Genomic DNA, 21896 nt, shown 5'->3' with positions numbered 1-21896 from the left:
GAAGCGAAAACAGGAACGCGAAGCGGAGCGTGCTTGGCGGGCGTCCCCAGAGTGGACATATTGGATGTCGCTCGTTGATCGCGTCTACAAGCAGGACGGAGGTTTTGATGCGCTCCCAAGAGGCGACCAGCTGTACTACCTCGTGAACGTTCTGAGCGGAGAGGTCCACAACGGCGGCTTTGATCAGTTCTTTTCCAACTCAAGTGGCGAGCGATATCTTGAAACCGTTGCCGCGCTCAATGAACTCGGTGCCTCTTCCGTCGAAGGCTTGCTTCAAGAAGCCAAGCACGTTCTGTTTGGAGAGTCCGACGTGCCCGCAGGCCAAATGGAGCGCTATCACTTGATGGCCACGTCATCCACGGAGCGGCCTGACTACGCAGCGGTTGTGGCAAGGCTTGACCAGCTCGACAAGGAGTTTTACGACATGGCCAATGACGTCGGCGCGCTTCTGTCGCGCATTGCAGAGGTGCATGGCCTTTACCCACCGAGCGACGCGCAACGCTCACATTGAGTGCCAGCTTTTGTCGATCTGCTCACCCTTCAGTCTGACGCGTAAGATCATTGCCGATGCAATGGCGTCTGCATTCAGCGGCACCGCATAGCGTCCGCCGGGATGAAAGCTTAGCCCCCACGGTGGACGTGCTCGGCAAGCTCCTGCGCCCTCGCGACCGTGATGCCGTGCATTTGGTCCAACACGAGTGGATGGTCATCGGCCTTGCTGTGATGTAGACGCAGCTTTGGGCGCTCATTGCCAAGCTGCACTTGGACGTCCGCTGCAAGGGGGATCGTGTCGGGATAGCCTGGCAGGTTATTGCAAAGGTAGCCGAAGAATACGTCTCTGCGTATTTCAGCCCATCGCGGCCACCCATTTCAGCGGAACGCGGACAGCGTTTCAATCTGATCCCGGACACCCCGGGCGCGCGCAAGTGACCTGAGCCGTTGGCATGCTGACCGATTTTTCGGTCCTCATGCCCACCCCCAGGATTCACATGCGCCAACTACGTCAAACCCTTCGACTGCACCTGGAATCGGGCCTGAGCATGCGCGAGTGCTCGCGCGTTCTGGGCATCGCCAAGACGACCGTCAACAGCATCGTCATGAAGGCCCGCGCCGCCAGAGTGGATTGGGCCATCGCTCAGACCTTGGACGATGCTGCCCTGGAAGCCCGCCTGTACGGCCCGCCCGTGCCGCGTGCGAGCACCCAGCTCGAACCCGACTTCGCCCTCGTCCACCAGGAACTCAAGCGCCCCGGCGTCACCCTGCAACTGCTCTGGGAGGAGTACCAGCGCAGCCTGGCCGACGCCGGCTCGCAAGCCTACAAGTACACCAGCTTCTGCGTGAAGTACCGTACCTGGGTGACCGGCCTCAAGCGCTCGATGCGCCAGGTCCACCCAGCCGGCGAGCGTCTGTTCATCGACTACGCCGGCCAGACCGTGCCGCTGATCGACGCTGCCACCGGCGAGATCAGTGCCGCCCAGATCTTCGTGGCCGTGCTCGGCGCCTCGAACTACACCTTTGCCTGTGCCACCCCGACGCAGACTGCCGCCGACTGGGTCGGTGCCATCATGGACGCACTGGAGTTCATGGGTGGCGTGCCCCGGCTGATCGTGCCGGACCAGGCTCGGGCCCTGATTGCCCGGCCGGACCGGTACGAAACCACGCCCGGCCGCCTGGTCGAGGAGTTCTGCGACCACTATGACGTGGCGATGCTGCCGGCTCGGCCCGCTCACCCCCGCGACAAGCCCAAGGTGGAGGTTGGCGTGCAGATCGTCGAGCGCTGGATTCTGGCGCGGCTGCGGCATCGACGCTTCTTCACCCTGGCCGAGCTCAACGCCGCCATCCGGGTCTTGCTGGTCGATCTGAACCAACGCCCGTTCAAGAAGCTGCCCGGCTGCCGGGCCAGCGCCTTCGCGGCCCTGGACCGACCTGTGCTCAAGCCGCTGCCGGCGGCCCGCATGCCCATCGCCCGCTTCAAACGCGCCCGCGTCAATATCGACTACCACGTCGAGCTCGATGGCCATTACTACAGCGTGCCGCACCGGCTGGTGCGCGAGCAGGTCGAGTTGCGCGTCACCTCGACCACGGTGGAGATCCTCAGCCGTCAGCAACGCGTGGCCGTGCACGCCTACAGCGAGCGGCGTGGCGCCCACACGACGGCACCGGAGCACATGCCCGCTTCGCACCGCGCCCACCGGGAATGGACGCCGGCCAAGCTCCTGGCCTGGGGGGAGCGCATCGGCGAGGCCACTGCCGCCGTGGTGCGCTGGCAGATGGAGCACCGGCCGCACCCCGAGCAGGGCTACCGATCCTGCCTCGGCCTGCAGAGCTTGGCGCGGCGATTCGGCCATGAGCGGCTGGAAGCGGCCTGCGTTCGCGCCATGGCGATCCGCTCACCGACCTATCAGAGCATCAAGTCGATCCTCACCACCGGGCTGGACCGGCAAGCCGCGTCGGCTCCAGCCACACAAGCCGCCCTGCCGCTGCACGACAACGTGCGCGGCCCCGATTACTACCATTGAAGAAGGAGAAGCTCTTGCTCAACGAACATACCCTGGATCAACTGCGCGGCCTGCGCCTGGACGGCATGGTGAACGCGCTGGCCGATGACGCCATACGCACGGCGGCGGCCGAGTTGTCCTTCGAGGAGCGGCTGGCCATGTTGGTGCAGCGCGAGGTTGACTGGCGCGACGGCAAACGCCTGGCCCGGCTGCTCAAGGCCGCCAAACTCAAGGTCAGCAGCGCCTGCATCGAGGACATCAACTGGCGCGGCTCGCGCGGCCTGGATCGCAGCCTCATCACCCAACTGGCGGGCTGCGACTGGCTGCGCCACGGCCACAACGTGCTGCTCACCGGGGCCACCGGTTGCGGCAAGACCTGGCTGGCATGCGCACTGGCTCAGCAGGCGGCTCGCCAGGGATTCGCCGTGCTGTACACACGGGCGCCTCGCTTGCTGGAGGAACTCCGGGTCGCGCACGGCGATGGTTCCTTCAGCCGGCGCCTGGCGCAACTGGCGCGCATCGACTTGTTGGTCATTGATGACTTCGCCATTGCGCCGATCACGGCGGCCGACCGCAACGACCTGCTGGAGCTGCTCGACGACCGGGTCGGCAGCCGCTCGACTCTCATCACCAGCCAGTTGCCGGTCTCCAGCTGGCACGAGTGGCTGGACGATCCGACCCTGGCTGACGCCATCCTCGACCGCATCGTTCACTCGGCCCACAAGATCGCGCTCAAAGGCGAGTCGCTGCGCAAGAAACAGGACCCGGCATGAGCATCAAACCGACCAACCCAAGGCCGTCCACGCCAGCCCGGTTCAGGCTGATCGCGGACACCTGAGCTACCATCAACCCAGGCACTTGCGCGCGCCCAAACTGTCCGCGATCAGTTTGAAACGCTGTCCGCCATCACGCTGAAATGACTGTCCGGGATCGCTGAAATCCGCACGTCTCCGTTGACCGGCTCGTTGTACGTCTCGACGTAGCGCCGAAAACTCTTCTCACTCAGCGATGACCACACGCCCCAAATAAATGGATCGTCGACGCCGTGGATCGGAATCTCCAGGACGCACCGGACGAAGTAGTCGGTCTGGTCGCCGGAGGAAATCCTGCATAAGTCGCTGTCGATCTTTGCCAGAGAAGTCTTCTCGTCATCGGTCAATTGCGAGTAATGCCACGGACTGGAGTAAGCGACGCTCGGCGAGCCTTCGTGGAGCCTGCCGCAGCATGTGCAGGTGAAAGCGAAGATGGCCATGTTCCGTTTTGCGGGCTAACGTTTTAATTCAGCGGGCGCCGAATGCGTCCACTGCAATGAATGGTTATGCCTAGGCATCGTAGGCGCCCTCGTCAATTTGAGGGTCTTCGCTTGCGAAGACGCTCAGGCAGCGGTTTCCGGTCACCACGAGCCATTCGCGACGCCGAACTTCGTGGCCCTGCCTCAGATTCTCCTCGGCACTCCACCCCCCGATTTAACGAGCAGCACATGATGACCTCGCACAAAACCAGGGGCTGCCCAGTATTGTGCGGAAGCCCTGGACTGCTTGGAACGCTATCCGAAGGCCCCGAGACCGACCACCCGAAAGTTGTTCGCGAGCAACCACTATGGAGAGGCTCTGGCCGTCGAACCGCAAGGTAGCGATTTCCGATCCACTTGGGACAACCAGCGCGGGTGCAATGGCGACAGTACTAAGAGGCATAACGTTGAAGCTGAGCCGCGAGCGGCGGCTTACCGACGCGAATCGGCTCGAGCGCCTAGTTCGCCATCATTTTTGCAGCTCCGCCCATACGGCCTCGATGATGATCATTGACGCATCATCCGGATGACACGGCTTCCCGCAGGCAGATTGGATGAGTTTCTGATTGCCGCGCCAAAGGCCGTAGTAATTTCGAATGCCCGTACCCCAGCCATGATGGAACAGGATCAAATCCTCCTTCTTCGTGTCCTTAACCGTAGCCTTGGATTCAGCCGACATTCGAGTTAAGAGGTCTTTCACAGTCGCGGACACGGTCAACGGCCACTTCTCAGGCGGCAACTCCTGTTCTTCTGCTCCTGCGCTTCCGGAGAAGCAAAGTGCAGAAATGAGTAATGCGAGCACAGGGGCGATAAAGCGCGACATAATCTTCGAAGGCTAACATTCGCGCTCAGCGGGCGGCGGAGCCGTCCGCTGAAGCGAAAGGTTATGCCGATTCGCGCATTGAGCGGACCGACTCACTGAACTCGCCCCTCGCGCCGTTGTGGCAAGACCACCAATGGCGCCCAAGCACGCACCGCGATGCAAGCGACAAAAAACCCCAGGGCGAATAGCGCTACGACCCACGCGCTTGACGAAGCGGCGGAGGCCATCAAGCCGAACGGAAAGAATGCAATCTCGGCGAACAGAGCGCCCCGTACTGGCGCCGGACAGAAGCTTGTTCGGCAAATGCGGCACCTTGCTGGCCAGAGCGACCCAGAAAGCAGGACCAGAAGCTCGGAAATGCCGTGAGATGCGTGGCAGTTCGGGCAGACGTTCATGGCGGCGCAACCTTCCTCCAAGCGGAAAAACGTGAAGGTAACCGGCCGCCGAAGCGCGCAGCGCGTAGGGAACCCAACAGCGCAGTTGTTGGGCGGTCCGTGTTGACCGTAGGGTTAGCCGCTGGCTTCAGGAAAGCCAAAGAATCGCTCCGTCGCCGCGCGCTGCCGCTTCCGAGTAGAACACGACCAGTTGTCGATAATTTTCTAGAACGTAATCAAGTGCCTCTTGGCCGTCGCGAACCCAGATTACATCGGGGTAAATTCCGGCTGCTTCCATTTCCTGGGGCGCGAACCTGCTTCGAAAACCGTCCTCGCTTAGAGCGGCTAACGCAGCCGCAACTGCTTTTACTTGCTGAGGCGTGAGAAGGCGGACAGGACCATAACCCATATCCTCTCCGACCTCCTCTCCGCCAAGAACCGCCCACGAAAGCGGCTCTTCTCCGCCGTCGGCGGAACCAGTCAACATGAAATGAATGCCGTGCCACGCTTTGTCGACGTCGAGGTAGTTCGGCGGTTCGTCTTCGCCATCGTTCGGGTAGATATAGCTCTCGATTTCATCCGGGTTGTCTTTGAGCTCGCCCAAACTTTCTGGACTTACGGCGGCGAAACAACCAACCATTCCCATCGCAGTGACTCCCTTGTGTGTGATAAGTGGCTAACGTGTTGTAGACCGCCGGGCGGTGCGGCCTATCACGGCAGGCCACGCAGTAACGGGTCGCCCCGCTCGCGATCCAAGTGCTTGTCGAGACTGGACTTTCATCCCATTTGACTGTCCGTCGTGCGTCCAGCCATCCCTCGTGCGGCTTTGCGCCCGACCACCCCTGTCAATTTACCGCCGTTGCGTGCCGTTAGGCTGCTCGACCAGTTGCATGAACCCGTTCGGATGTTGCACTACAGCCGGCGGACCGAGCAGGCGTACTTGTACTGATTTCGAGCCTTCATCCGGTTCCACGGCCTGCGCCATCCGGCGCAGATGGGAGGCTCCGAGGTCGAGGCCTTCCTGACCTATCTGGCATCCGACCGAGGGCTGTCTCCGTCTAGCCATCGCCGAGCCTTGTCTGCACTCCTGTTCCTTTACGGCAAGGTGCTGGGGCTGCAGTTGCCCTGGATGCAGGAGATCGGCTGCCCGGGGCCCAAGCGGCGCTTCCCGGTCGTGCTCAGCGTCGAAGAGGTGTTGGCGGTGCTTGCCAGACTGCAGGGCGAGCATCAATTGCTGGCGCGACTGCTGTACGGCACGGGGTTGCGCATCACCGAGGCCTTGTGCCTGCGGGTCAAGGACATCGACTTCGCGCGACGCGCGATCTACGTGCGTCAGGGCAAGGGAGGCAAGGATCGGGTGGTGTGATGCTGCCCCAATCCTTGGTATTGCCGTTGCGAGAGCAATTGGGCCGGGTTCGCCAGGTTTGGGCGGCCGATGTGGAGTCAGGGCATGCGGGGGTGGAGTTGCCGCATGCTCTTGAGCGCAAATACCCGCAGGCCGGTGCCAGCTGGGATGGTTCTGGGTCTTCCCTCAAGACCATCATTCCGCCGATCCCCGCAGCGGCGTCGTTCGCCGGCACCATCTCGACGACGAGACCTTTTAGCGGGCGTTTAAGCGCGCGGTTCAGGCCGCAGGCATCGACAAGCCCGCCACGCCTCACACGCTGCGGCACTGTTTTGCGACCCATCTGCTTCAGGCGGGTTGCGACACCCGCACCGTGCAGGAGTTGCTCGGGCACGCCGATGTGGCGACGAGCATGATCTACACCCATGTGCTCAGGATGGGCAGCAGTGCCGTGCGCAGCCCCCTGGACTCGCTCCCTGGAGCTGAGGAGCCGCAAAGCAGTCGTTGGTGAGCGACAGCAATCAGCCTGAAGCGGACCTCGCAAGACAGACTTGCCCTGTTCAGCCAAGTCGCTTGAATACCAGCGTGTGGCACAGCGTCCCAGTGCTGTGAAGCGCTACCTCGTCCCAAGGGTCTGCGCGGCAGTCCGGCGCCCAAACGCGTTGCGAAGAAGTCATGAGACAGCGGGCAAAATGCGGGCAAAGATGGCTCCGCCTCCGAGAACCGATTCGCCCAGGGAGGGCATTCCATTGAAAACGACCACTGCCTTCGTGGCCGGCCTTTGGCTGAGTCTGCCCGTCTTGGCATCCGCCAACGTCTACCGATGCGCCAATGCCCAGGGCGCGGTGGCCTACCAGTCGCAACCTTGCGCCGACACGGATGCGAGCCGCAAGCTGGAGATTGATTCGCACCATGGATCCGCAGCTTCGCCTGCGGCGCCTCGTCTGATCTCGCCGGAGCTGGGAAGCGCGCCGGCGCCCTCCGGCTTGAAGACACGAAGCGCGCCGTCCGACAACAGGACGATCGATTCGAAGCCGGTGATGTCAGCGCCTGCGCTCAAACCGCAGGGATCGTCGCAATCGGCGGCTTCCGCCAGCGGGCCGACCGACATGTCGCAATGGGGCGCTCAAGCGGACACACTGGTCGTCTCGGCCTACGAGTTCACCGCCAGAGCCACGCAGGTGGTTGTCGACCATCCGGCACGTCCCGTGCTGTTGGTCCTTAGCAGCTACAACGGGACCCATTGGCAGGTGCAGGTTCAGCCGGGGACCCGACTGCTGGGGATCGTCGTGGGCTCGTATGAAGATCAAAGTGTCGTGAGCGGGCCGCCGCAGGTGCCTGTGGTCACGGATCAGGTGCCCTATGCCTATGAAGCCGACAACATCAAGTTCCGGAGCTTGATGCGCCGGCTGAACGTCCGCTATGGGGTGACGCAGGTGACGGCTTTGAGAGGTAGCTATCGCATGCCGGGAACGATCACGCTGCGCGGACCGTTCGTGCTTGATCCTTCGCTGACCCTGGTCGGCACCAAGCCTCAGCCGACCACGCTGAAGATGAACTTCGCGCTCCTGAGCGTGGACGGGCGTCGGCTGCCCTGGACCAACACTGGCCCAGGTGAGGGCAAGCGATTCACGGGCATCGTGCGTGGCGGCGGCGTCTGGGCGCGGAGCAAGGGCGCACCGGCAGCTGTGCGCGACGATGGCGCCGAGGCGTACGAGCTGGACGGCAACGGAGGCGATCTGGTGTGGCTCCCCAAGGGTTTCTCCGGGCCGAAGCAGAAGGTGGAGGTCCCCAAGTCGCTGCCGCCGCTGTCCTGGGGCTCCGCAATGGCCTGGGATCAGACAAAGGGGGTGCTGAGCCTGGTGTCATTCGGCGGCGAAGGCTATTTCTATCGCTACGACACGCGCCGCCGCGAATGGCTGGGGGCCACCTCCCTGAGAAATCGGGACTTGACGGGGCTCGCCCACGATTCGCGTACGGGCCGTTACGTCGGCATTTCGAACGCGGCGGAACTGCTCGTCTTCAATGAGCGAGGGGAGGTGGACGAGGTGCTTGCGCTGCGCGATCAGCTCACAGACCTCGGCAGCGTCTATGACCGCGGAAACGAGCGGTTGGACAGCCTCTCCGTGGCCATTCAGGGAACGATCGTCAGCATCATCAACATCCGCGACAACACGGTCACCCACATCTGGACGTACGACCTGAGCACCCGCAAGGCGCGGCTGACTTATAAGGCCACGGAAGCTTGATCAAGAGCGGGCGGCTGAGGCTGCCCTTGAAAGCAACGCCCGGCGTGAGCCAGGCGTCTTGTTGGGGCATGGATCCTTTGGCATCAGCCGATGGACATCCCCATCGATGCAGCGCAACCGTCGGGGATCACAGCGCCGAGGCGACTTGGACGCCGTCGGCCGACGTGTCGCGCTTACCGGTGATGTAGACGGTCGGCAGTTGCTGGCGCTTCACGGTGATCACCACCGGGTCCAGCGTCACGATCTGAGCGCGTGCTTCGCGTTGGCCTTCAACTTGCGCGATACCCAGCCCCATCACCACCGCGGTGACTGCGCCGAAAGCAACCGCCTTGATGGTGCGGCTCGTGGCGGATTCGAGGTGGAAGCGGTGGGTCATGTCGATCTCCTCATGGGGTTGGTCGCGTCGATGGATGTAGTTTCGTCATCGACGACCAGCCCCTCCAGCGCCAGGAGACGAAGCCGCAGCGCAGCGGCGTGGAATGCATCCGAGACGGATGAATGGGAGTCGCAAGGACGGCCTTGCAGCGGAAGCGGACGTACCATGATGGGCAGGGCCTATATCCACGGCCGCAGTCAGCACTCGCACGGTCATTGCCATCACACACATGCTCTATCGCCTCTACTGCTCCAGCGGAAACACCGTGGGAATCGATGAGTTCCTCTGTTATTCGGAGATTGAGGCTGACGGTCATTGGCTCCGCTATGTCGAGGTCCGGGCAGACGGAACTGCATTGCGATACGACCGTGAGCATGCCGCAGACACATTTGGTGTGTTACCTGAAGGACAGTGGGATGAGTTGGAGGCGTCGCAGGTGGAATTCGGCACTGTGAGCGCCATCTCCGCCGGGCTGTTCGAAGCCATTTGGCGCACGACGCGTTGCGTCAACGTCAGCTAACAGCCTGAAGCGGTCCTGCGGCGCCAGCTTCCTGTACAGATTAAGCCTCGACCTACAGAGATAAGCATCGCCATTGGGACGCGTCATGCGTGAGCTGATCCGAGCACTGCTGAAGCTCAACTTGGTCGGTGGCGCCATCCTCGTGGGATACGCTCACCAGAGTGTTTTACAAGCAAGGGTCGCAGGTATGAGCAAGGTAACCGTTGAGCTGCTGGAGTGGGAGGCTAGGCTGGTGCCACTGGCGATGGCCGAGCTGAAAGAGAAGTGGCGGACCATCTGCAACACGACCACCGACGAAGACATCCAGGCCGACTATGGGAACGATCTCGTTGAGCTCGGCATGGCGATGGACTCGATTAAAGAGAAGTCAGTCGCCGAGTTCGGCGAGCAGATCCTCGTCTTCGACCGAACTCCTCTCTGACTTCGGCTCGGTAGCGTCGGTCTTGAATCCGACCCGAGCCTTTACGCTCCATGCTCTTCCCTCCCTGAGCATGCAGCACGTCAAACCGCGATGAGATGTTGAGGCCTCGGCAATGCCGGGGCCACTTTTTCAGCGGGCGCCGAATGCGTCCACTGCAATGAATGGTTATGCCTCGGCATCGTAGGCGCCCTCGTCAATTTGAGCGTCTTCGCTTGCGAAGACGCTCAGGCAGTGGTTTCCGGTCACCACGAGCCATTCGCGACGCCGAACTTCGTGGCCCTGCCTCAGATTCTCCTCGGCACTCCACCCCCCCGATTTAACGAGCAGCACATGATGACCTCGCACAAAACCAGGGGCTGCCCAGTATTGTGCAAGGTCCACTTCATCGAGAAGGCGGAAGCCCTGGACTGCTTGGAACGCTATCCGAAGGCCCCGAAACCGATCACCCGAAAGTTGTTCGCGAGCAACCACTATGGAGAGGCTCTAGCCGTCGAACCGCAAGGTAGCGATGTCCGATTCACTTGGGACAACCAGCGCGGGTGCAATGGCGACAGTACTAAGAGGCATAACGTGAAAGCTCAGCGGGGGGCGAAGCCGTCCGCTGTAGCGACAGGTTGGGCAGAGGCGTCACCACAGCTTCCACCATGGCTCAGATTCGGTCATCCCATCGCCTGGGTACTGAACTCGCTCGGACTGGGGGTCATATAGCGCCAGACGGTGCTTCGCCGCTAACGACCTGAGCAACGCGCTGACGTAGTCCGCCTTCGACCAAACGCAGCACATGATGATGTGGCCGCCCGAGCGATCAAAGGCGATGCTCCATGGGCAAAGGTCTTGGTCATCCACTTGATCGTCGGCGATGTCGTCGATTTCCGGATGCTTGGCGACAAGCTCCACATAGAACGCGTCGACGGCAGGGTGATCACGGACTCCAGAGGTATCACCTTCGCAGAGTGCCAAATGAAGCGCTCCTGCCTCAGCATTCGACAGGCGCTTGTGGGGAAACCAGACGGAGTGATCGCAGCTCATGCCATTCCTTCTGCTCAACGTGTTGTAGACCGCCGGGCGGCGCGGCCTATCACGGCAGGCCACGCAGTAACGGGTCGCCCCGCTCGCGATCCAAGTGCTTGTCGAGACTGGACTTTCATCCCATTTGACTGTTCATTCATACAGCACTGAATTTCAGACCACAAGCCGCATCCGTTACAAACTTGCTTGGCCGGTTCGCGGCACCGCCAAGTGGAGGCTGCCATGCTGCCTGCCGTCGTACGCCCAGCCATCCCTCGCGCGGCTTTGCGCCCGACCACCCCTGTCAATTTACCGCCGTTGCGTGCCGTTAGGCTGCTCGACCAGTTGCATGAGCGCGTTCGGATGTTGCACTACAGCCGACGGACCGAGCAGGCGTACTTGTACTGGTTTCGAGGCTTCAACCGGTTCCACGGCCTGCGCCATCCGGCGCAGATGGGAGGCTCCGAGGTCGAGGCCTTCCTGACCTATCTGGCATCCGACCGAGGGCTGTCTCCGTCTAGCCATCGCCGAGCCTTGTCTGCACTCCTGTTCCTTTACGGCAAGGTGCTGGGGCTGCAGTTGCCCTGGATGCAGGAGATCGGCCGCCCGGTGCCCAAGCGGCGCCTGCCGGTGGTGCTCAGCGTCGAAGCTCAGCGTCGAAGAGATGTTGGCGGTGCTTGCCAGCCTGCGGGGCGAGCATCAATTGCTGGCGCGACTGCTGTACGGCACGGGGTTGCGCGTCGCCGAGGCCTTGTGCCTGTGGGTCAAGGACATCGACTTCGCGCAACGCGCGATCTGCGTGCGTCAGGGCAAGGGCGGCAAGGATCGGGTGGTGATGCTGCCCCAATCCTTGGTATTGCCGTTGCGAGAGCAATTGGGCCGGGTTCGCCAGGTTTGGGCGGCCGATGTGGAGTCAGGGCATGCGGGGGTGGAGTTGCCGCATGCTCTTGAGCGTAAATACCCGCAGGCCGGTGCCAGCTGGGGATGGTTCTGGGTCTTCCCTCAAGACCATCATTCCGCCGATCCCCGCAGCGGCGTCGTTCGCCGGCACCATCTCGACGACGAGACCTTTCAGCGGGCGTTTAAGCGCGCGGTTCAGGCCGCAGGCATCGACAAGCCCGCCACGCCTCACACGCTGCGGCACTGTTTTGCGACCCATCTGCTTCAGGCGGGTTGCGACACCCGCACCGTGCAGGAGTTGCTCGGGCACGCCGATGTGGCGACGAGCATGATCTACACCCATGTGCTCATGGATGGGCGGCAGTCCGTGCGCAGCCCCCTGGACTCGCTGCCTGGAGCTGAGGAGCCGCAAAGCAGTCGTTGGTGAGCGACCGCTCTCAGCCTGAAGCTGCGGAATCTGTGCGTCAGCAAGGCAGCGTAGGCGGCAATCGGCACAGTGCTCACAATGCTCGCTGTCGGCGACTATCGGAAGGATGTGGGCGAGGGATTTCGGGTAGGCTACCGGCGAACTCAATCGATGGTCTGCGCGGATTGCACGTATGGGACGGCAACGGAACACACACATACAGGTTGGAGACCGGCGTGGCGAAATCGTAGCCATCGCACGCTCGTTCGCGACGCAGCCAGAACGGTTCGAGTGGCTGCGAGCGCTGCTCGCCAGTCGCGGCTTGGGTGCCCGAGATGGAATCCTGATTGAACTTCGCTCCGTTCCCGACCAAGGTTGCTGGGTTCACTATGGCACGTGGCTAACAGCCTCGGGAAGTTTCCTGAAGTTTGTGGCAGACGAGGCCTTTGGCGAGCGGCTCCTCCAAGGCTCTGGAATCCTGCAAGACTCAAACGTCACGGATGTCACGGAGCAAACGGTCGTCGCGAAGCACGTTCCGGGAACCGGTGCATCGCTTGGATGGTTGGCCAAGGAAGTTTTGGCGCAGTTCCGCGAGACCAATCCGAGCTAGTTCGCGTTGCCCGCTTCCAGCCTGAAGCGGCCACCCGCCATGGAGGGCCGCTTTGCAGCGGGTGCAGACGGTCGAGCTTCCAACCCGGAGCGGCGGCCGTCGGCCATGAAGAGACATTCGGTGGCGCGACCACGATGCAGCCTCCCAATGTCGCAGGTGACCCGGTACTGCCCCCGACTTCGTCGCGAGCAGACGCTCATCGAACCGAAGCAGCACGGAGCCGATCGACGCAATACGCAAGAGTGCCTTGATCCCGGCACTCCCGCGTTTTCAGCAAGGTCGGCAGTGCATCGACCATGTTCAATTGAAGCTCGCGTCGTGCGCAAGTGCCACTGCATCGAGCACCAGCACGGGTTCCGCGCGTTCCCGATAGTCCGCCTCGATATGAGCGAATATCACGCGGCCTTCGCGGTCGATGACGTAGGTCGCGGGAACCGGCAACACCCAGCGGCCATTGCCGTTGAGCACTGGCAGGTCGTTGCCCACGCGGTTGTACAGCTCGATCAGCTGTGGGGGCAACTCGAAGGCCACGCCAAAAGCCTCGGATGCTCGCAACTCGGAATCGCTTAGAACCGTGTAGGCCAGTTCGTTCTTCTGTGACGTCGACAACGAATTGTCGGGAGTCTGTGGGGACACTGCCACGAGTTGTGCTCCCATGTGCTTCAGCGATGGCAGATGCTCGTTCCACGCACGAAGTTCCAGATTGCAGTACGGGCACCAGCCGCCCCTGTAGAAGATCAGCACCAGAGGACCGCGGCGCCACAGATCGGAGAGTCGGACCGGGTGGTTCATGGCGTCTGGCAGCGTCAGGTCTGGCACGCGGGCCCCCACCTGCAGCGCGCGGGCCTGGATACCGCTGGCACGCAGGTCCGCGGTTGCGGCCTCCATCATCGCCACGCGTTCTGGCGCCACGCGCTGCTTGAAACCGGCCTTGTAATCGGCCAGTTGATCGGCCAATGTCTTGTGATTTTCCATAGAAACGCTCCGCGAAGATCGACCGATCTGGCCGCGATGCAGGCCTTCGTGCGGGTGGTCGAAAGCTGCAGCTTCTTGGCGGTCGCCCGCGAGACCCAAGCGACGCAGAGTGCCGTGAGCAAGCAGATTGCTGGGCTGAAGCGCAGGCTGGGCGCGCTTGCTCAATCGAACGACGCGAGCTGCCCTTTATGCCAGGCGCTGCAACACCCAGTCCACAAGCCCGGTGGCGCTACGAAATTCGTCCGCCGACCGTGCGGGAATATCGGGGTAGCGATCACGCCACATCGTGGTCAACGTGCTCCCTGCACCCACTTCAAGCACGCAGCGCACGCCTCGCTCGGCGAGGCTGTCGAGACAATCGTCCCAGCGGACCGTGGCGGCGATCTGGCCTGAGAGGGCGGATGTCAGCACCGGCAGTTGCCTGCTGGGCATGCCGGTGAGGTTGCTGATCAGCGCAACCGTCGGTGGCTTGAGCGCCAGCGTGGCGAGGTGTCCGGCGAAAGCGTGCGCTGCATCCGTCATCCATGGCGTATGCGAAGCCACTGCAATCGGCAACTGTTTGCAGCGCAAGCCAGCGGCTGTCCAGCGCGCGGCAGCGCTGTGCAGCTCGGAAGTCGGACCACCGACGATCACGTGTTCCGTGCTGATACGGATGGCCAGCTTCAGCTCGGCGTCAGCGGCCGCGAGTGTTTCCGCAGAAGGTCCCTGCACCGACAGTAGTCCGCCATGATGGCCCTGCGCAGCGGCATTCATGGCTTCGGCGCGCCGAGCCGCCAGGTCCAGCGCGGTGTCCAGGTCGTACACCCCAGCCGCCGAGAACGCTGCGATTTCACCGACGCTATAGCCTGCTATCGCGACCGGTGTTGGCAAATGTCCAGCCACCGCCTGCCACGCGGCCAGACTCACACCCGTCAACAGCGGCTGCGCAATCGAATTGGCATGAAGCCATTGCGGATCAGCGGCACGCGCTCGCCAGTCAGGGCCTATTTGCTTCAACAGTGACGCCAGCGCGGGTGCCGCCGCTGTTGTGTCCTCCAGCCACGACAGCATCTGGGCGTGTTGTGCGCCCTGGCCGGGAAAGAGAAGGCCGAGGCTCATTCAACCCATGCGCTGTAGCCAGCAGGCGGCCGCCAGTGTGTCGGCAGACCCGCCCGGCGAGAGACGTCGGCGCATGAACTCCCCGCCAATCGCAGCGGCTGCTGCTGGCCCATCAGGGCGTCCTGCACCGCCTGCTGCGAGAAATTCGCGCGCCGCTTCCTGCGCATGACGCAATCCCGCCAGACCGCCGCGATGCGCCAGGTTGCTGTCATCCAGAACCGCCATGGTGGTGAATAGCGTGTTCAATTGAGCCTGTGTACGGCTGAGCCCACGAGCCAGCCCGTCGCGCAACGAAGGCGCAGCAGTCTCGAACAGCGTTGGAAAGCCGAGCGCCGCCTCGGCAGAGGCGCTGCGCAACTGGTACCGTTGCGCGGCCATGCCGCCCGGCAGCAAGGAAGGCCGCTCTGCCCGCTTGGATAGGGCGTCACCCCAACGCATGCGGAGCGTGGCACGCAACTCCGCAGGCGACACACGTCGCCCGACGGCACCCGCTGCCGCGCATAGCAAGCCGAGCATGAAGATGGCGCCGCGGTGCGTGTTGACGCCGCCGGTCGCGACGAGCATGCGGGCCTCGGCGGCGATGCCGCAGCGCTCCAGCGCATCGAAGGGGGCGCCAACGGCACCCAGCGCCGCGATGCTCACGAAATAGCTGCGCAGCGCAAGAATGCTGCGCATGAACGTCTTCGCATCCATATCGTCGTGGCTGCCGCGACAGGTCAGCGTGACCAGCCCCGGCTTGGGCGACAGCGCCAGCTCTTCATAGAGCGACAGCACGGCAGCGCGTCCGATGTCTTGCGCTGTCAGTGCTTCGGGAGCAAGGGCTGCCTGCGCCTTCATGCGTCCTCCGGCTGACGGTCAAAGGCATTCATGGTCTGCACGGTGGCGACCCCATGCAGGCGCTTGACGAGCAAGCCACGGGTGCGCCCTTCACGCCACGCCTGCCATTCGCGCCAGGCGACAGCGCCTTCACCGGGAAAGACAAGCTCTCCGTCGAGCCTTACAGAGCCGCTCCACCCCGCCAGACAGGTGACTGCCGCGTCGGCCTCGGCCGTCCCGCTCACGTTCATCCACAGATCCAGATCCGATCCGGCGCGTGCGTAAGCCAGCCCAGTCATCGCCTGCCAGCCGAAGCTGCCGTAGGCGCGGGTGGTGATGCCCTCACGCGCCAAGGCCTCCGCCAGGGCGATGGCGCTGGCACGCGCCGTTCCGGGGAGTTGCGGAGCGATCCGATCCAGCAACGGGAATTCGTCGAAGTAGGCGACTTCCGACCTCGGCACCTGCAGCATGAGTCGTCGCCGCGACCAGCGAGCCGGCGCGCTCAGGCCCAAAGCCAGGCAGCCCTCACTCAGATACTCGGGCTGTCGCGTCACGACCAAGGGCAGCCTGCGCTTGGCCCAGTGCTCCACGCACTCCTGGGCATCACCCTCCCAGCATCGTCCCAGCACCCGTCGCCAGCCGTCGTCGGACAGCCACGCGATCTGGTGTCGGTGCAGCGGAACCATTATTCAGCCCGCCTGCAGGACAAGCTCGATCACCGCAGCGGCGTGACGCCGGCCGCCACGCGCCGCACCGTCGGCGGCGCGCTGGTCCACTGTCGGGGCATGGGCGAGCGCCTCGCGCAAGGCTGCCTGGAAGTCGCCTTCCCACAAGCGGCGCACGCCGCCCATCGCGACATAGTTGCCCACACCTGGTGCGAACACCGGGTTGGCCTCGGATAGCTCGGCCAGCAGTGACTCCGGCAGCTTCGTGACACGCGCCATCGCCGGTAACCGCATGACGCGGATCTCGGCCTCCGGCAAGGCGTCGCACGCATCCGCGATGAGGCCCGACGTGATGAAGCCGCCTGAGAGCGCCTGGTCGTACACAAGACCAAGGACGCGGTGTCCGCGACGGCGAGCCAGGTCCAGGCACATGCCCAGATGAGCCATCGCGCGGTTGATGCCGAGCAGCTCGTCACGGCGGCGCAGCTGCTGGCCTTGGGTGTCGATCAGCAGCAGGATGGATCGGCCGGGGTGGCGCGCGAGGGTGTCCAGCACCACGCGAGCCTGCGCCAGCGCTAGCTGCACGCCGATGGGGGCATGCTCGGTCGTGCCGAGGACGGTGATCGGTTCGCCGTCGAACGTCACGTCGCCGTGCAGGAAGTCGCCGTCGCGGCGAATGCCATGGTCAGCACCGAAGAGCTGAGTGGCCAGGTTCTGCCAGTCCATCAGCGGGCTCCCAGGGCGGTCACGTCCGCCACGTCAAGGTCGGGGATGCGGGCGGCGCCGGGCAGGCCGAGGGAGGCCCAGAGGTCCAGCGCCTCGGCGCCGTCAAAGCCCAGCCGTGCGGCGAGCAGGGCGTGTTCGGCCTCCAGCCGTTCCAGCGTCACAGGCCGGCTGAGGTCAAGTGCCGCGATGGCAGCATCGCGGAAGGCAGCCACATCGTCCTCCACCAGCACGTCGCAATCGCCAGTGAGCCAGCGGTGCTTGCCGCCGGTGGTGCGCCACACCAGCGCGCGGTCGCGGCTGTCGAACTCCTCCACGCCATGCGAGGCCTCAATGACCTCGGGGCCCGACATGGCCAGCCGGCCGATGTCGCTCATGACGATGTGGTCCGCACAGCGCGCCACGATGCCCATGCCGCCGAAGCAGCCGCCCGTGCCGCCGATGAGCACCACGACCGGGATGCCTGCTGCGCGCACGTCTAGCAGCGCGCGCATCACCTCCGACACGGCAATCAGCCCGGCATTGGCCTCGTGCAGCCGCACGCCACCGGACTCGGCCAGCATCAACACCGCATCGGGCCGGTCGCGCAGCGCGCGCTGCAGCAGCCCGACGAGTTTGGCGCCGTGGACCTCGCCCACGCCGCCGCCCATGAACTGCCCTTCCTGCGCGGCCACGAAAACCGGCCGGCCCGCCAGCGTGGCGCGCCCGATGGCCACGCCGTCGTCGAACGAGGACGGCACGCCCAACTGGGCCAGGTGCGGGCTGGTGAGCTTGAGTGCCGGGGGCAACCACTCGTGGAAGCTGTGCGCGTCCAGCAGCAGGGCCAGGCGCTCGCGCGCACTGCATTCGGCAAAAGAGATCATGGCTGGAGCTCCTCTACGGCCTGATCAAGCCGCAGGCTGACGACTGCGGGCGTGGCGCCCATGTCGTGGATGGACACCTGCACACCGGCCAGCGCATGGCGGGCGTGGAAGTCGCGCACGACCGCGGCCCAGATCGCGCCGAAGCCGCGCGCCGAGGTCTCGACGTGAATGCGGCAGTCGTTGCCGGCCACAGGTTCCAGCAGCACCTCCAGGTTGCCGGATCCGACCACGCCCACCAGCACGGGCACAAAGCTGCCGGCCGGGCGAGTGCCGGGGAAGGTGTAGTCCAGGGTTTCGAGACCGGGTTGCATGGCGCGGGTCCTCACCAGTTGCGAAAGCGCTTCGGGGGCGCGTACAGGCCGCCGGAGGCACGCACGAGGTCGCGCATGCTGCGGGCGGCGAGCAGATTGCGGTTCGCATCGCGCGGGTCGATGCCGAGGTCGGCCGGGCGGCGGATGACGCCGCGGTCACGCAGGTTCTCCACCATGCGGGCGTCCCGCGCCAGGCCCACGGCCGTGTAGCCCGACACGCCGCGAATGGCCTGCTCCCGCTCTTCGTCGGTGCGGCACAGCAGCAGATTGGCAATGCCTTCCTCGGTGAGCACGTGGCTCACGTCCTCGCCGTAGATCATGATCGGCGGCAGCGCCATGCCGGCCTGCTCCTGCAGCGTCCACGCATCCAGTCGTTCAACGAAGGCAGGCTGCATGTGCTCACGGAAGGTTTCGACCATCTGCACAACAAGCTTTTGGCCGCGGGGCGTGCCAGCCGCACCCCCCCGGCCTGCGCGAGCCTCGCCGCCCGCCTTGAGCCAGGCGGGGCTGGCGTGGCGGCGGCCGCGGGCGTCGGCGCCCATGTTGGGCGCACCGCCGAAGCCGGTGATGCGGCCCAGTGTGGCGGTGGAGCTGTTGCCCTGCAGGTCCATCTGCAGCGTGGATCCGATGAACAGGTCGCAGGCGTAGTGGCCTGCGGCCTGGCAGAAGGCGCGGTTGCTGCGCAGGCTGCCGTCGGCGCCGGTGAAGAACACGTCGGAGCGGGCACGGATGTAGTCCTCCATGCCAAGCTCCGAACCGAAGGAATGCACGGACTGCACCCAACCCGCCTCGATGGCCGGGATGAGCGCAGGATGCGGGTTCAGCGCCCAGTGCTGGCAGATGCGGCCCTTCAGGCCGAGCGACTCGCCGTAGGTGGGCAGCAGCAGCTCAATGGCGGCCGTGTCGAAACCGATGCCGTGGTTCAGGCGCTGCACGCCGTACTCGGCGTAGATGCCCTTGATGGCCATCATGGCCATCAGCACCTGGATCTCGCTGATCTGCGCCGGGTCGCGGGTGAAGAGAGGCTCGATCAGGTTGGGGCGCGGCGCCGGCACGACGAAGTCCACCCAGTCGGCGGGGATGTCGATGCGGGGCAGGGTGTCTAACACCTCGTTCACCTGGGCGATGACGATGCCGCCCGAGAAGGCCGTGGCCTCGACGATGGCGGGTGTGTCTTCGGTGTTGGGCCCGGTGTAGAGGTTGCCGTGGCGGTCAGCCGCCTGGGCGGCCACGAGTGCGACCTTGGGCGTGAGGTCAACGAAGTAGCGGGCGAACAGCTCCAGGTAGGTGTGGATGGCGCCGATCTCGATGCCGCCACTGCTGACCAGCCGCGCCAGCCGGGCGCCCTGCGGGCCGGAGAAGGAGAAGTCCAGCCGCCGGGCGATGCCGCTCTCGAACACGTCCAGGTGGGCCGGCAGCGCCAGCACTGATTGCACCATGTGCAGGTCGTGTACGCGCTGCACGTCCAGCTGCGTCAGCGTGTCGGCAAGGAAGTCGGCCTGCTTCTGGTTGTTGCCCTCGAGGCAGACGCGGTCGCCGGGTTGCAGTACCGCTTCGAGCAGGGCGACGGCGGCGTCGGTGGCCACATGTCGGCCGCGCAGGCGGGCGCCGAGCGCGGTGGCGGCGCGGGCGAGGCGCTCGCGCCGTTCGCGGTCGCGCAGGTTCCAGGCGGGGGCGTTCATTGGCGGCTCCTCAATGCGCGGCTGCCAGCGCACCCATGACGGCGTTCGGCAGGCCGGTGGCGATGCCAGGGAAGATGCAGATCAAGAGCACTGCAAGCAGCATCAGCACGACGAACGGTAGCACGCCCCAGATGATGTCGCGCAACTCGATGTCGGGCGCGATGTTCTTGATGACGAAGATGTTCAGGCCGACCGGCGGGTGGATGAGGCCTGTCTCCATCACGATCGTCATCAGGATGCCGAACCAGATCAGATCGAACCCCGCAGCCTTGAGCGGCGGCAGGATGATGGGCGCGGTCATCAGGATGATGCTGACCGGCGGCAGGAAGAAGCCGAGCAGGATGACCATCAACAGCACCGCAGCCAGCAGCACCCACTTGGACAGATGCATGCCCACGATCCACTCGGCGGCCGCCTGGCTGATGTGCAGATAACTCATCACGTAGGAGAACAGCAGCGACATGCCGATGATGAACATCAGCATCGTCGACTCCTTCAGCGTGGAGGTGAGGATGGGCGCCACGTCGCGGGGCCGCCAGACGCCGTAGATGGTGGCGATCAGCAGCAGCGCCAGCAGGGCGCCCAGGCCCGCCGTCTCGGAGGGCGTGGCGAAGCCGCCATACAGCGCCACCATCACGCCGATCAGCAGCAGCACAAAAGGCACCACGCGCGGCAGCATCTCGAACTTCTGGCGGCTGGTGAAGGTCTCCTGGGCGAGCAGCGCGGAGGCTGCCCCGCTGCGCTGGTATTCCGCTTCAGCCAGCGCATGCTCCTTGCGGTAACGCAGCGCGGCGTACACCGCAAACAGCACCACCAGCAGCACGCCGGGCATGATGCCCGCGAGGAACAACCGCCCGAGCGACTGCTCAGCCGCCACTGCGTACAGGATCATCGTGATGGACGGCGGCAGCAGGATGCCCAGGGTGCCGCCCGCAGCGATGATGCCGGCCGCAAATCCCGGCGAGTAGCCGCGCTTGCGCATCTCCGGGATACCGGCGCTGCCGATGGCCGAGCAGGTGGCCGGGCTGGAGCCGGCCATGGCCGCGAAGAGGGCGCAGGCGAACACGTTGGCAATGCCCAGGCCACCGGGGATGCGGCCCATCCACACATGCATGGCGGCGTACAGGTCCTGGCCGGCACGCGACTTGCCAATGGCCGCCCCCTTCAGGATGAACAGGGGAATGGACAGCAGCGTGATACTGGCCATTTCCTCATAGACGTTCTGCGTGACCGTGTCCAGCGCGGAGGCAGGCATGAAGAAGGCCATGAAGAGGGTGGCGACGCTGCCGAGCGCGAAGGCGATCGGCGCGCCGGAGAACATGAACAACAACGTGACGATGCCGAACAGCGTTCCGAGGACGAGCATGCTCATCGTGCGCCTCCTTGCGGTTTGAAGAGCCCGTTCAGTCGGGCGGTCAGCTGCACGAGCAGCTGCAGCGTGAGCAGTGTCATGCCAGCGGCCATCAGGCCGTAGGGAATCCACAGCGGCGGCGCCCAGGAGGAGGAGGTCGTCTGCCCTTCGGCCCAGGCCTCGTGGAAGAGCGTCCAGGACTTCCATGCAAAGAAGCCGCAGAAGGCGGTGCACAGCAGGTCGACCAGCATCAGGCGCAGCTGGTTCACGGCGCGCGGCATCAGGCTGGCGACCGCCTCGATGCCCACGTGGCCCCGTAACTGCTGCACGAAGGCGCCGCACATGAAGGTGGCACCGACCAGGCAGAACACCGCAGCCTCGTCCTGCCAGTCGGTGGAGGCCTTCATGACGTAGCGCGAGACCACGCTGTAGGTCAGGACGCAGGAGGCGATCAGCAAGGCCAGCATGCCCAGCACCACCATCGCGTGATTGACCCAGTGCAGCAGGCGGGCCACCGGCATCAGCACGGCGGGTGTGTGGGGGTCGATGCCGGCCACTGCCGGCTTGAGTTCAAAACCGTGGCTCATCGCG

At 64.3% G+C, this 21896-nt stretch carries 22 protein-coding genes and 3 pseudogenes; 9 read left to right on the top strand and 16 right to left on the bottom strand.

Features of this window, described 5'->3' with window-relative positions; all coding sequences use genetic code 11:
* Positions 1-64 precede the first annotated feature (64 nt).
* On the top strand, positions 65-511 hold the full coding sequence (locus OU995_RS03210; protein WP_267833929.1) for a DMP19 family protein: 447 nt from the start codon (positions 65-67) through the stop codon (positions 509-511).
* Positions 512-621: 110 nt separating this feature from the next.
* Here OU995_RS03210 and OU995_RS27535 read toward each other — a convergent pair whose 3' ends face one another.
* Entirely contained in the window at positions 622-846 is a 225-nt protein-coding gene (locus tag OU995_RS27535) for a DUF2199 domain-containing protein (RefSeq protein WP_420714867.1), read from the bottom strand.
* Between the two features lie 122 nt (positions 847-968).
* On the opposite strand from OU995_RS27535, the gene istA reads away from it, so the two are divergent.
* Together istA and istB are read left to right on the top strand one after the other, a co-directional pair.
* Positions 969-2519, top strand: a complete 1551-nt coding sequence (gene istA / locus OU995_RS03205; RefSeq protein WP_267836161.1) for an IS21 family transposase — start codon at positions 969-971, stop codon at positions 2517-2519.
* A 14-nt stretch (positions 2520-2533) separates the two neighbouring features.
* Entirely contained in the window at positions 2534-3271 is a 738-nt protein-coding gene (istB, locus tag OU995_RS03200) for an IS21-like element helper ATPase IstB (protein ID WP_267830737.1), read from the top strand.
* 110 nt (positions 3272-3381) lie between these two features.
* Here the strand turns inward: istB and OU995_RS03195 are convergent, their stop codons facing one another.
* The 3 genes from OU995_RS03195 to OU995_RS03185 form a co-directional block, all read right to left on the bottom strand.
* Entirely contained in the window at positions 3382-3750 is a 369-nt protein-coding gene (locus tag OU995_RS03195; protein ID WP_267833928.1) for a DUF2199 domain-containing protein, read from the bottom strand.
* Between the two features lie 508 nt (positions 3751-4258).
* Positions 4259-4612, bottom strand: coding sequence for a DUF6794 domain-containing protein (locus OU995_RS03190; protein WP_267833927.1), 354 nt, complete (start codon positions 4610-4612; stop codon positions 4259-4261).
* A 522-nt stretch (positions 4613-5134) separates the two neighbouring features.
* Complete coding sequence (locus OU995_RS03185) at positions 5135-5632, bottom strand: YfbM family protein (RefSeq protein WP_267833926.1); 498 nt, start codon at positions 5630-5632, stop codon at positions 5135-5137.
* 180 nt (positions 5633-5812) lie between these two features.
* On the opposite strand from OU995_RS03185, the pseudogene OU995_RS03180 reads away from it, so the two are divergent.
* A pseudogene (locus OU995_RS03180) lies at positions 5813-6842 on the top strand (integron integrase).
* Between the two features lie 181 nt (positions 6843-7023).
* On the top strand, positions 7024-8580 hold the full coding sequence (locus OU995_RS03175; protein ID WP_324288695.1) for a DUF4124 domain-containing protein: 1557 nt from the start codon (positions 7024-7026) through the stop codon (positions 8578-8580).
* A gap of 127 nt (positions 8581-8707) precedes the next feature.
* Here the strand turns inward: OU995_RS03175 and OU995_RS03170 are convergent, their stop codons facing one another.
* Positions 8708-8956, bottom strand: a complete 249-nt coding sequence (locus OU995_RS03170) for a hypothetical protein (RefSeq protein WP_267833925.1) — start codon at positions 8954-8956, stop codon at positions 8708-8710.
* Positions 8957-9185: 229 nt separating this feature from the next.
* Here OU995_RS03170 and OU995_RS03165 point away from each other — a divergent pair, with 229 nt between their 5' ends.
* Both OU995_RS03165 and OU995_RS03160 read left to right on the top strand, forming a co-directional pair.
* Positions 9186-9476 carry a hypothetical protein gene (locus OU995_RS03165; protein WP_267833923.1) on the top strand — a complete coding sequence of 97 codons (291 nt, stop codon included), beginning with the start codon at positions 9186-9188 and terminating at the stop codon, positions 9474-9476.
* Between the two features lie 85 nt (positions 9477-9561).
* Entirely contained in the window at positions 9562-9897 is a 336-nt protein-coding gene (locus tag OU995_RS03160; protein WP_267833921.1) for a hypothetical protein, read from the top strand.
* Positions 9898-10524: 627 nt separating this feature from the next.
* On the opposite strand, the gene OU995_RS03155 is transcribed toward OU995_RS03160, so the two are convergent.
* A complete protein-coding gene (locus OU995_RS03155; protein WP_267833920.1) occupies positions 10525-10926 on the bottom strand; it encodes a hypothetical protein in 402 nt (133 codons plus the stop codon).
* Positions 10927-11148: 222 nt separating this feature from the next.
* Between OU995_RS03155 and OU995_RS03150 the strand changes: the two are divergent.
* A pseudogene (locus tag OU995_RS03150) lies at positions 11149-12232 on the top strand (integron integrase).
* 889 nt (positions 12233-13121) lie between these two features.
* Here the strand turns inward: OU995_RS03150 and OU995_RS03145 are convergent.
* Positions 13122-13709 (bottom strand): peroxiredoxin-like family protein, encoded by a 588-nt coding sequence (locus OU995_RS03145; RefSeq protein WP_267836159.1) that lies wholly within the window; start codon positions 13707-13709, stop codon positions 13122-13124.
* Between the two features lie 123 nt (positions 13710-13832).
* Here OU995_RS03145 and OU995_RS27415 point away from each other — a divergent pair.
* Positions 13833-13892 (top strand): annotated as a pseudogene (locus OU995_RS27415) (hypothetical protein); the annotation flags it as partial.
* Positions 13893-13982: 90 nt separating this feature from the next.
* Here OU995_RS27415 and OU995_RS03135 read toward each other — a convergent pair.
* From OU995_RS03135 to OU995_RS03095, 9 genes are read right to left on the bottom strand one after another with little or no spacing between them, the layout of a single operon-like run.
* Positions 13983-14894: an acyltransferase domain-containing protein gene (locus tag OU995_RS03135; RefSeq protein WP_267833918.1), complete on the bottom strand. Its 912-nt coding sequence runs from the start codon at positions 14892-14894 to the stop codon at positions 13983-13985.
* Positions 14895-15731: a triphosphoribosyl-dephospho-CoA synthase gene (locus tag OU995_RS03130; protein WP_267833917.1), complete on the bottom strand. Its 837-nt coding sequence runs from the start codon at positions 15729-15731 to the stop codon at positions 14895-14897.
* Positions 15728-16396: a malonate decarboxylase holo-[acyl-carrier-protein] synthase gene (gene mdcG / locus OU995_RS03125; RefSeq protein WP_267833915.1), complete on the bottom strand. Its 669-nt coding sequence runs from the start codon at positions 16394-16396 to the stop codon at positions 15728-15730. Before mdcG ends, OU995_RS03130 begins: the two co-directional genes overlap by 4 nt.
* Positions 16397-16399: 3 nt before the next feature.
* Positions 16400-17101: a biotin-independent malonate decarboxylase subunit gamma gene (locus OU995_RS03120; RefSeq protein WP_267833914.1), complete on the bottom strand. Its 702-nt coding sequence runs from the start codon at positions 17099-17101 to the stop codon at positions 16400-16402.
* On the bottom strand, positions 17101-17961 hold the full coding sequence (locus OU995_RS03115) for a biotin-independent malonate decarboxylase subunit beta (protein WP_267833913.1): 861 nt from the start codon (positions 17959-17961) through the stop codon (positions 17101-17103). The genes OU995_RS03120 and OU995_RS03115 overlap by 1 nt, the downstream gene beginning before the upstream one ends.
* Positions 17958-18272 carry a malonate decarboxylase acyl carrier protein gene (gene mdcC / locus OU995_RS03110; RefSeq protein ID WP_267833911.1) on the bottom strand — a complete coding sequence of 105 codons (315 nt, stop codon included), beginning with the start codon at positions 18270-18272 and terminating at the stop codon, positions 17958-17960. Before mdcC ends, OU995_RS03115 begins: the two co-directional genes overlap by 4 nt.
* Positions 18273-18283: 11 nt before the next feature.
* Positions 18284-19954, bottom strand: coding sequence for a malonate decarboxylase subunit alpha (gene mdcA / locus OU995_RS03105; protein ID WP_267833910.1), 1671 nt, complete (start codon positions 19952-19954; stop codon positions 18284-18286).
* Positions 19955-19964: 10 nt separating this feature from the next.
* Positions 19965-21326 (bottom strand): TRAP transporter large permease, encoded by a 1362-nt coding sequence (locus OU995_RS03100; RefSeq protein WP_267833909.1) that lies wholly within the window; start codon positions 21324-21326, stop codon positions 19965-19967.
* Positions 21323-21892: a TRAP transporter small permease gene (locus OU995_RS03095; RefSeq protein ID WP_267833907.1), complete on the bottom strand. Its 570-nt coding sequence runs from the start codon at positions 21890-21892 to the stop codon at positions 21323-21325. The genes OU995_RS03100 and OU995_RS03095 overlap by 4 nt, the downstream gene beginning before the upstream one ends.
* Between the last annotated feature and the right edge of the window lie 4 nt (positions 21893-21896).

The sequence above is a fragment of the Roseateles sp. SL47 genome, from assembly GCF_026625885.1.
GTDB lineage: Bacteria > Pseudomonadota > Gammaproteobacteria > Burkholderiales > Burkholderiaceae_C > Roseateles.
Note: the sequence above shows the minus strand (reverse complement) of the source record. Positions and strands in the feature narration are given on the sequence as shown.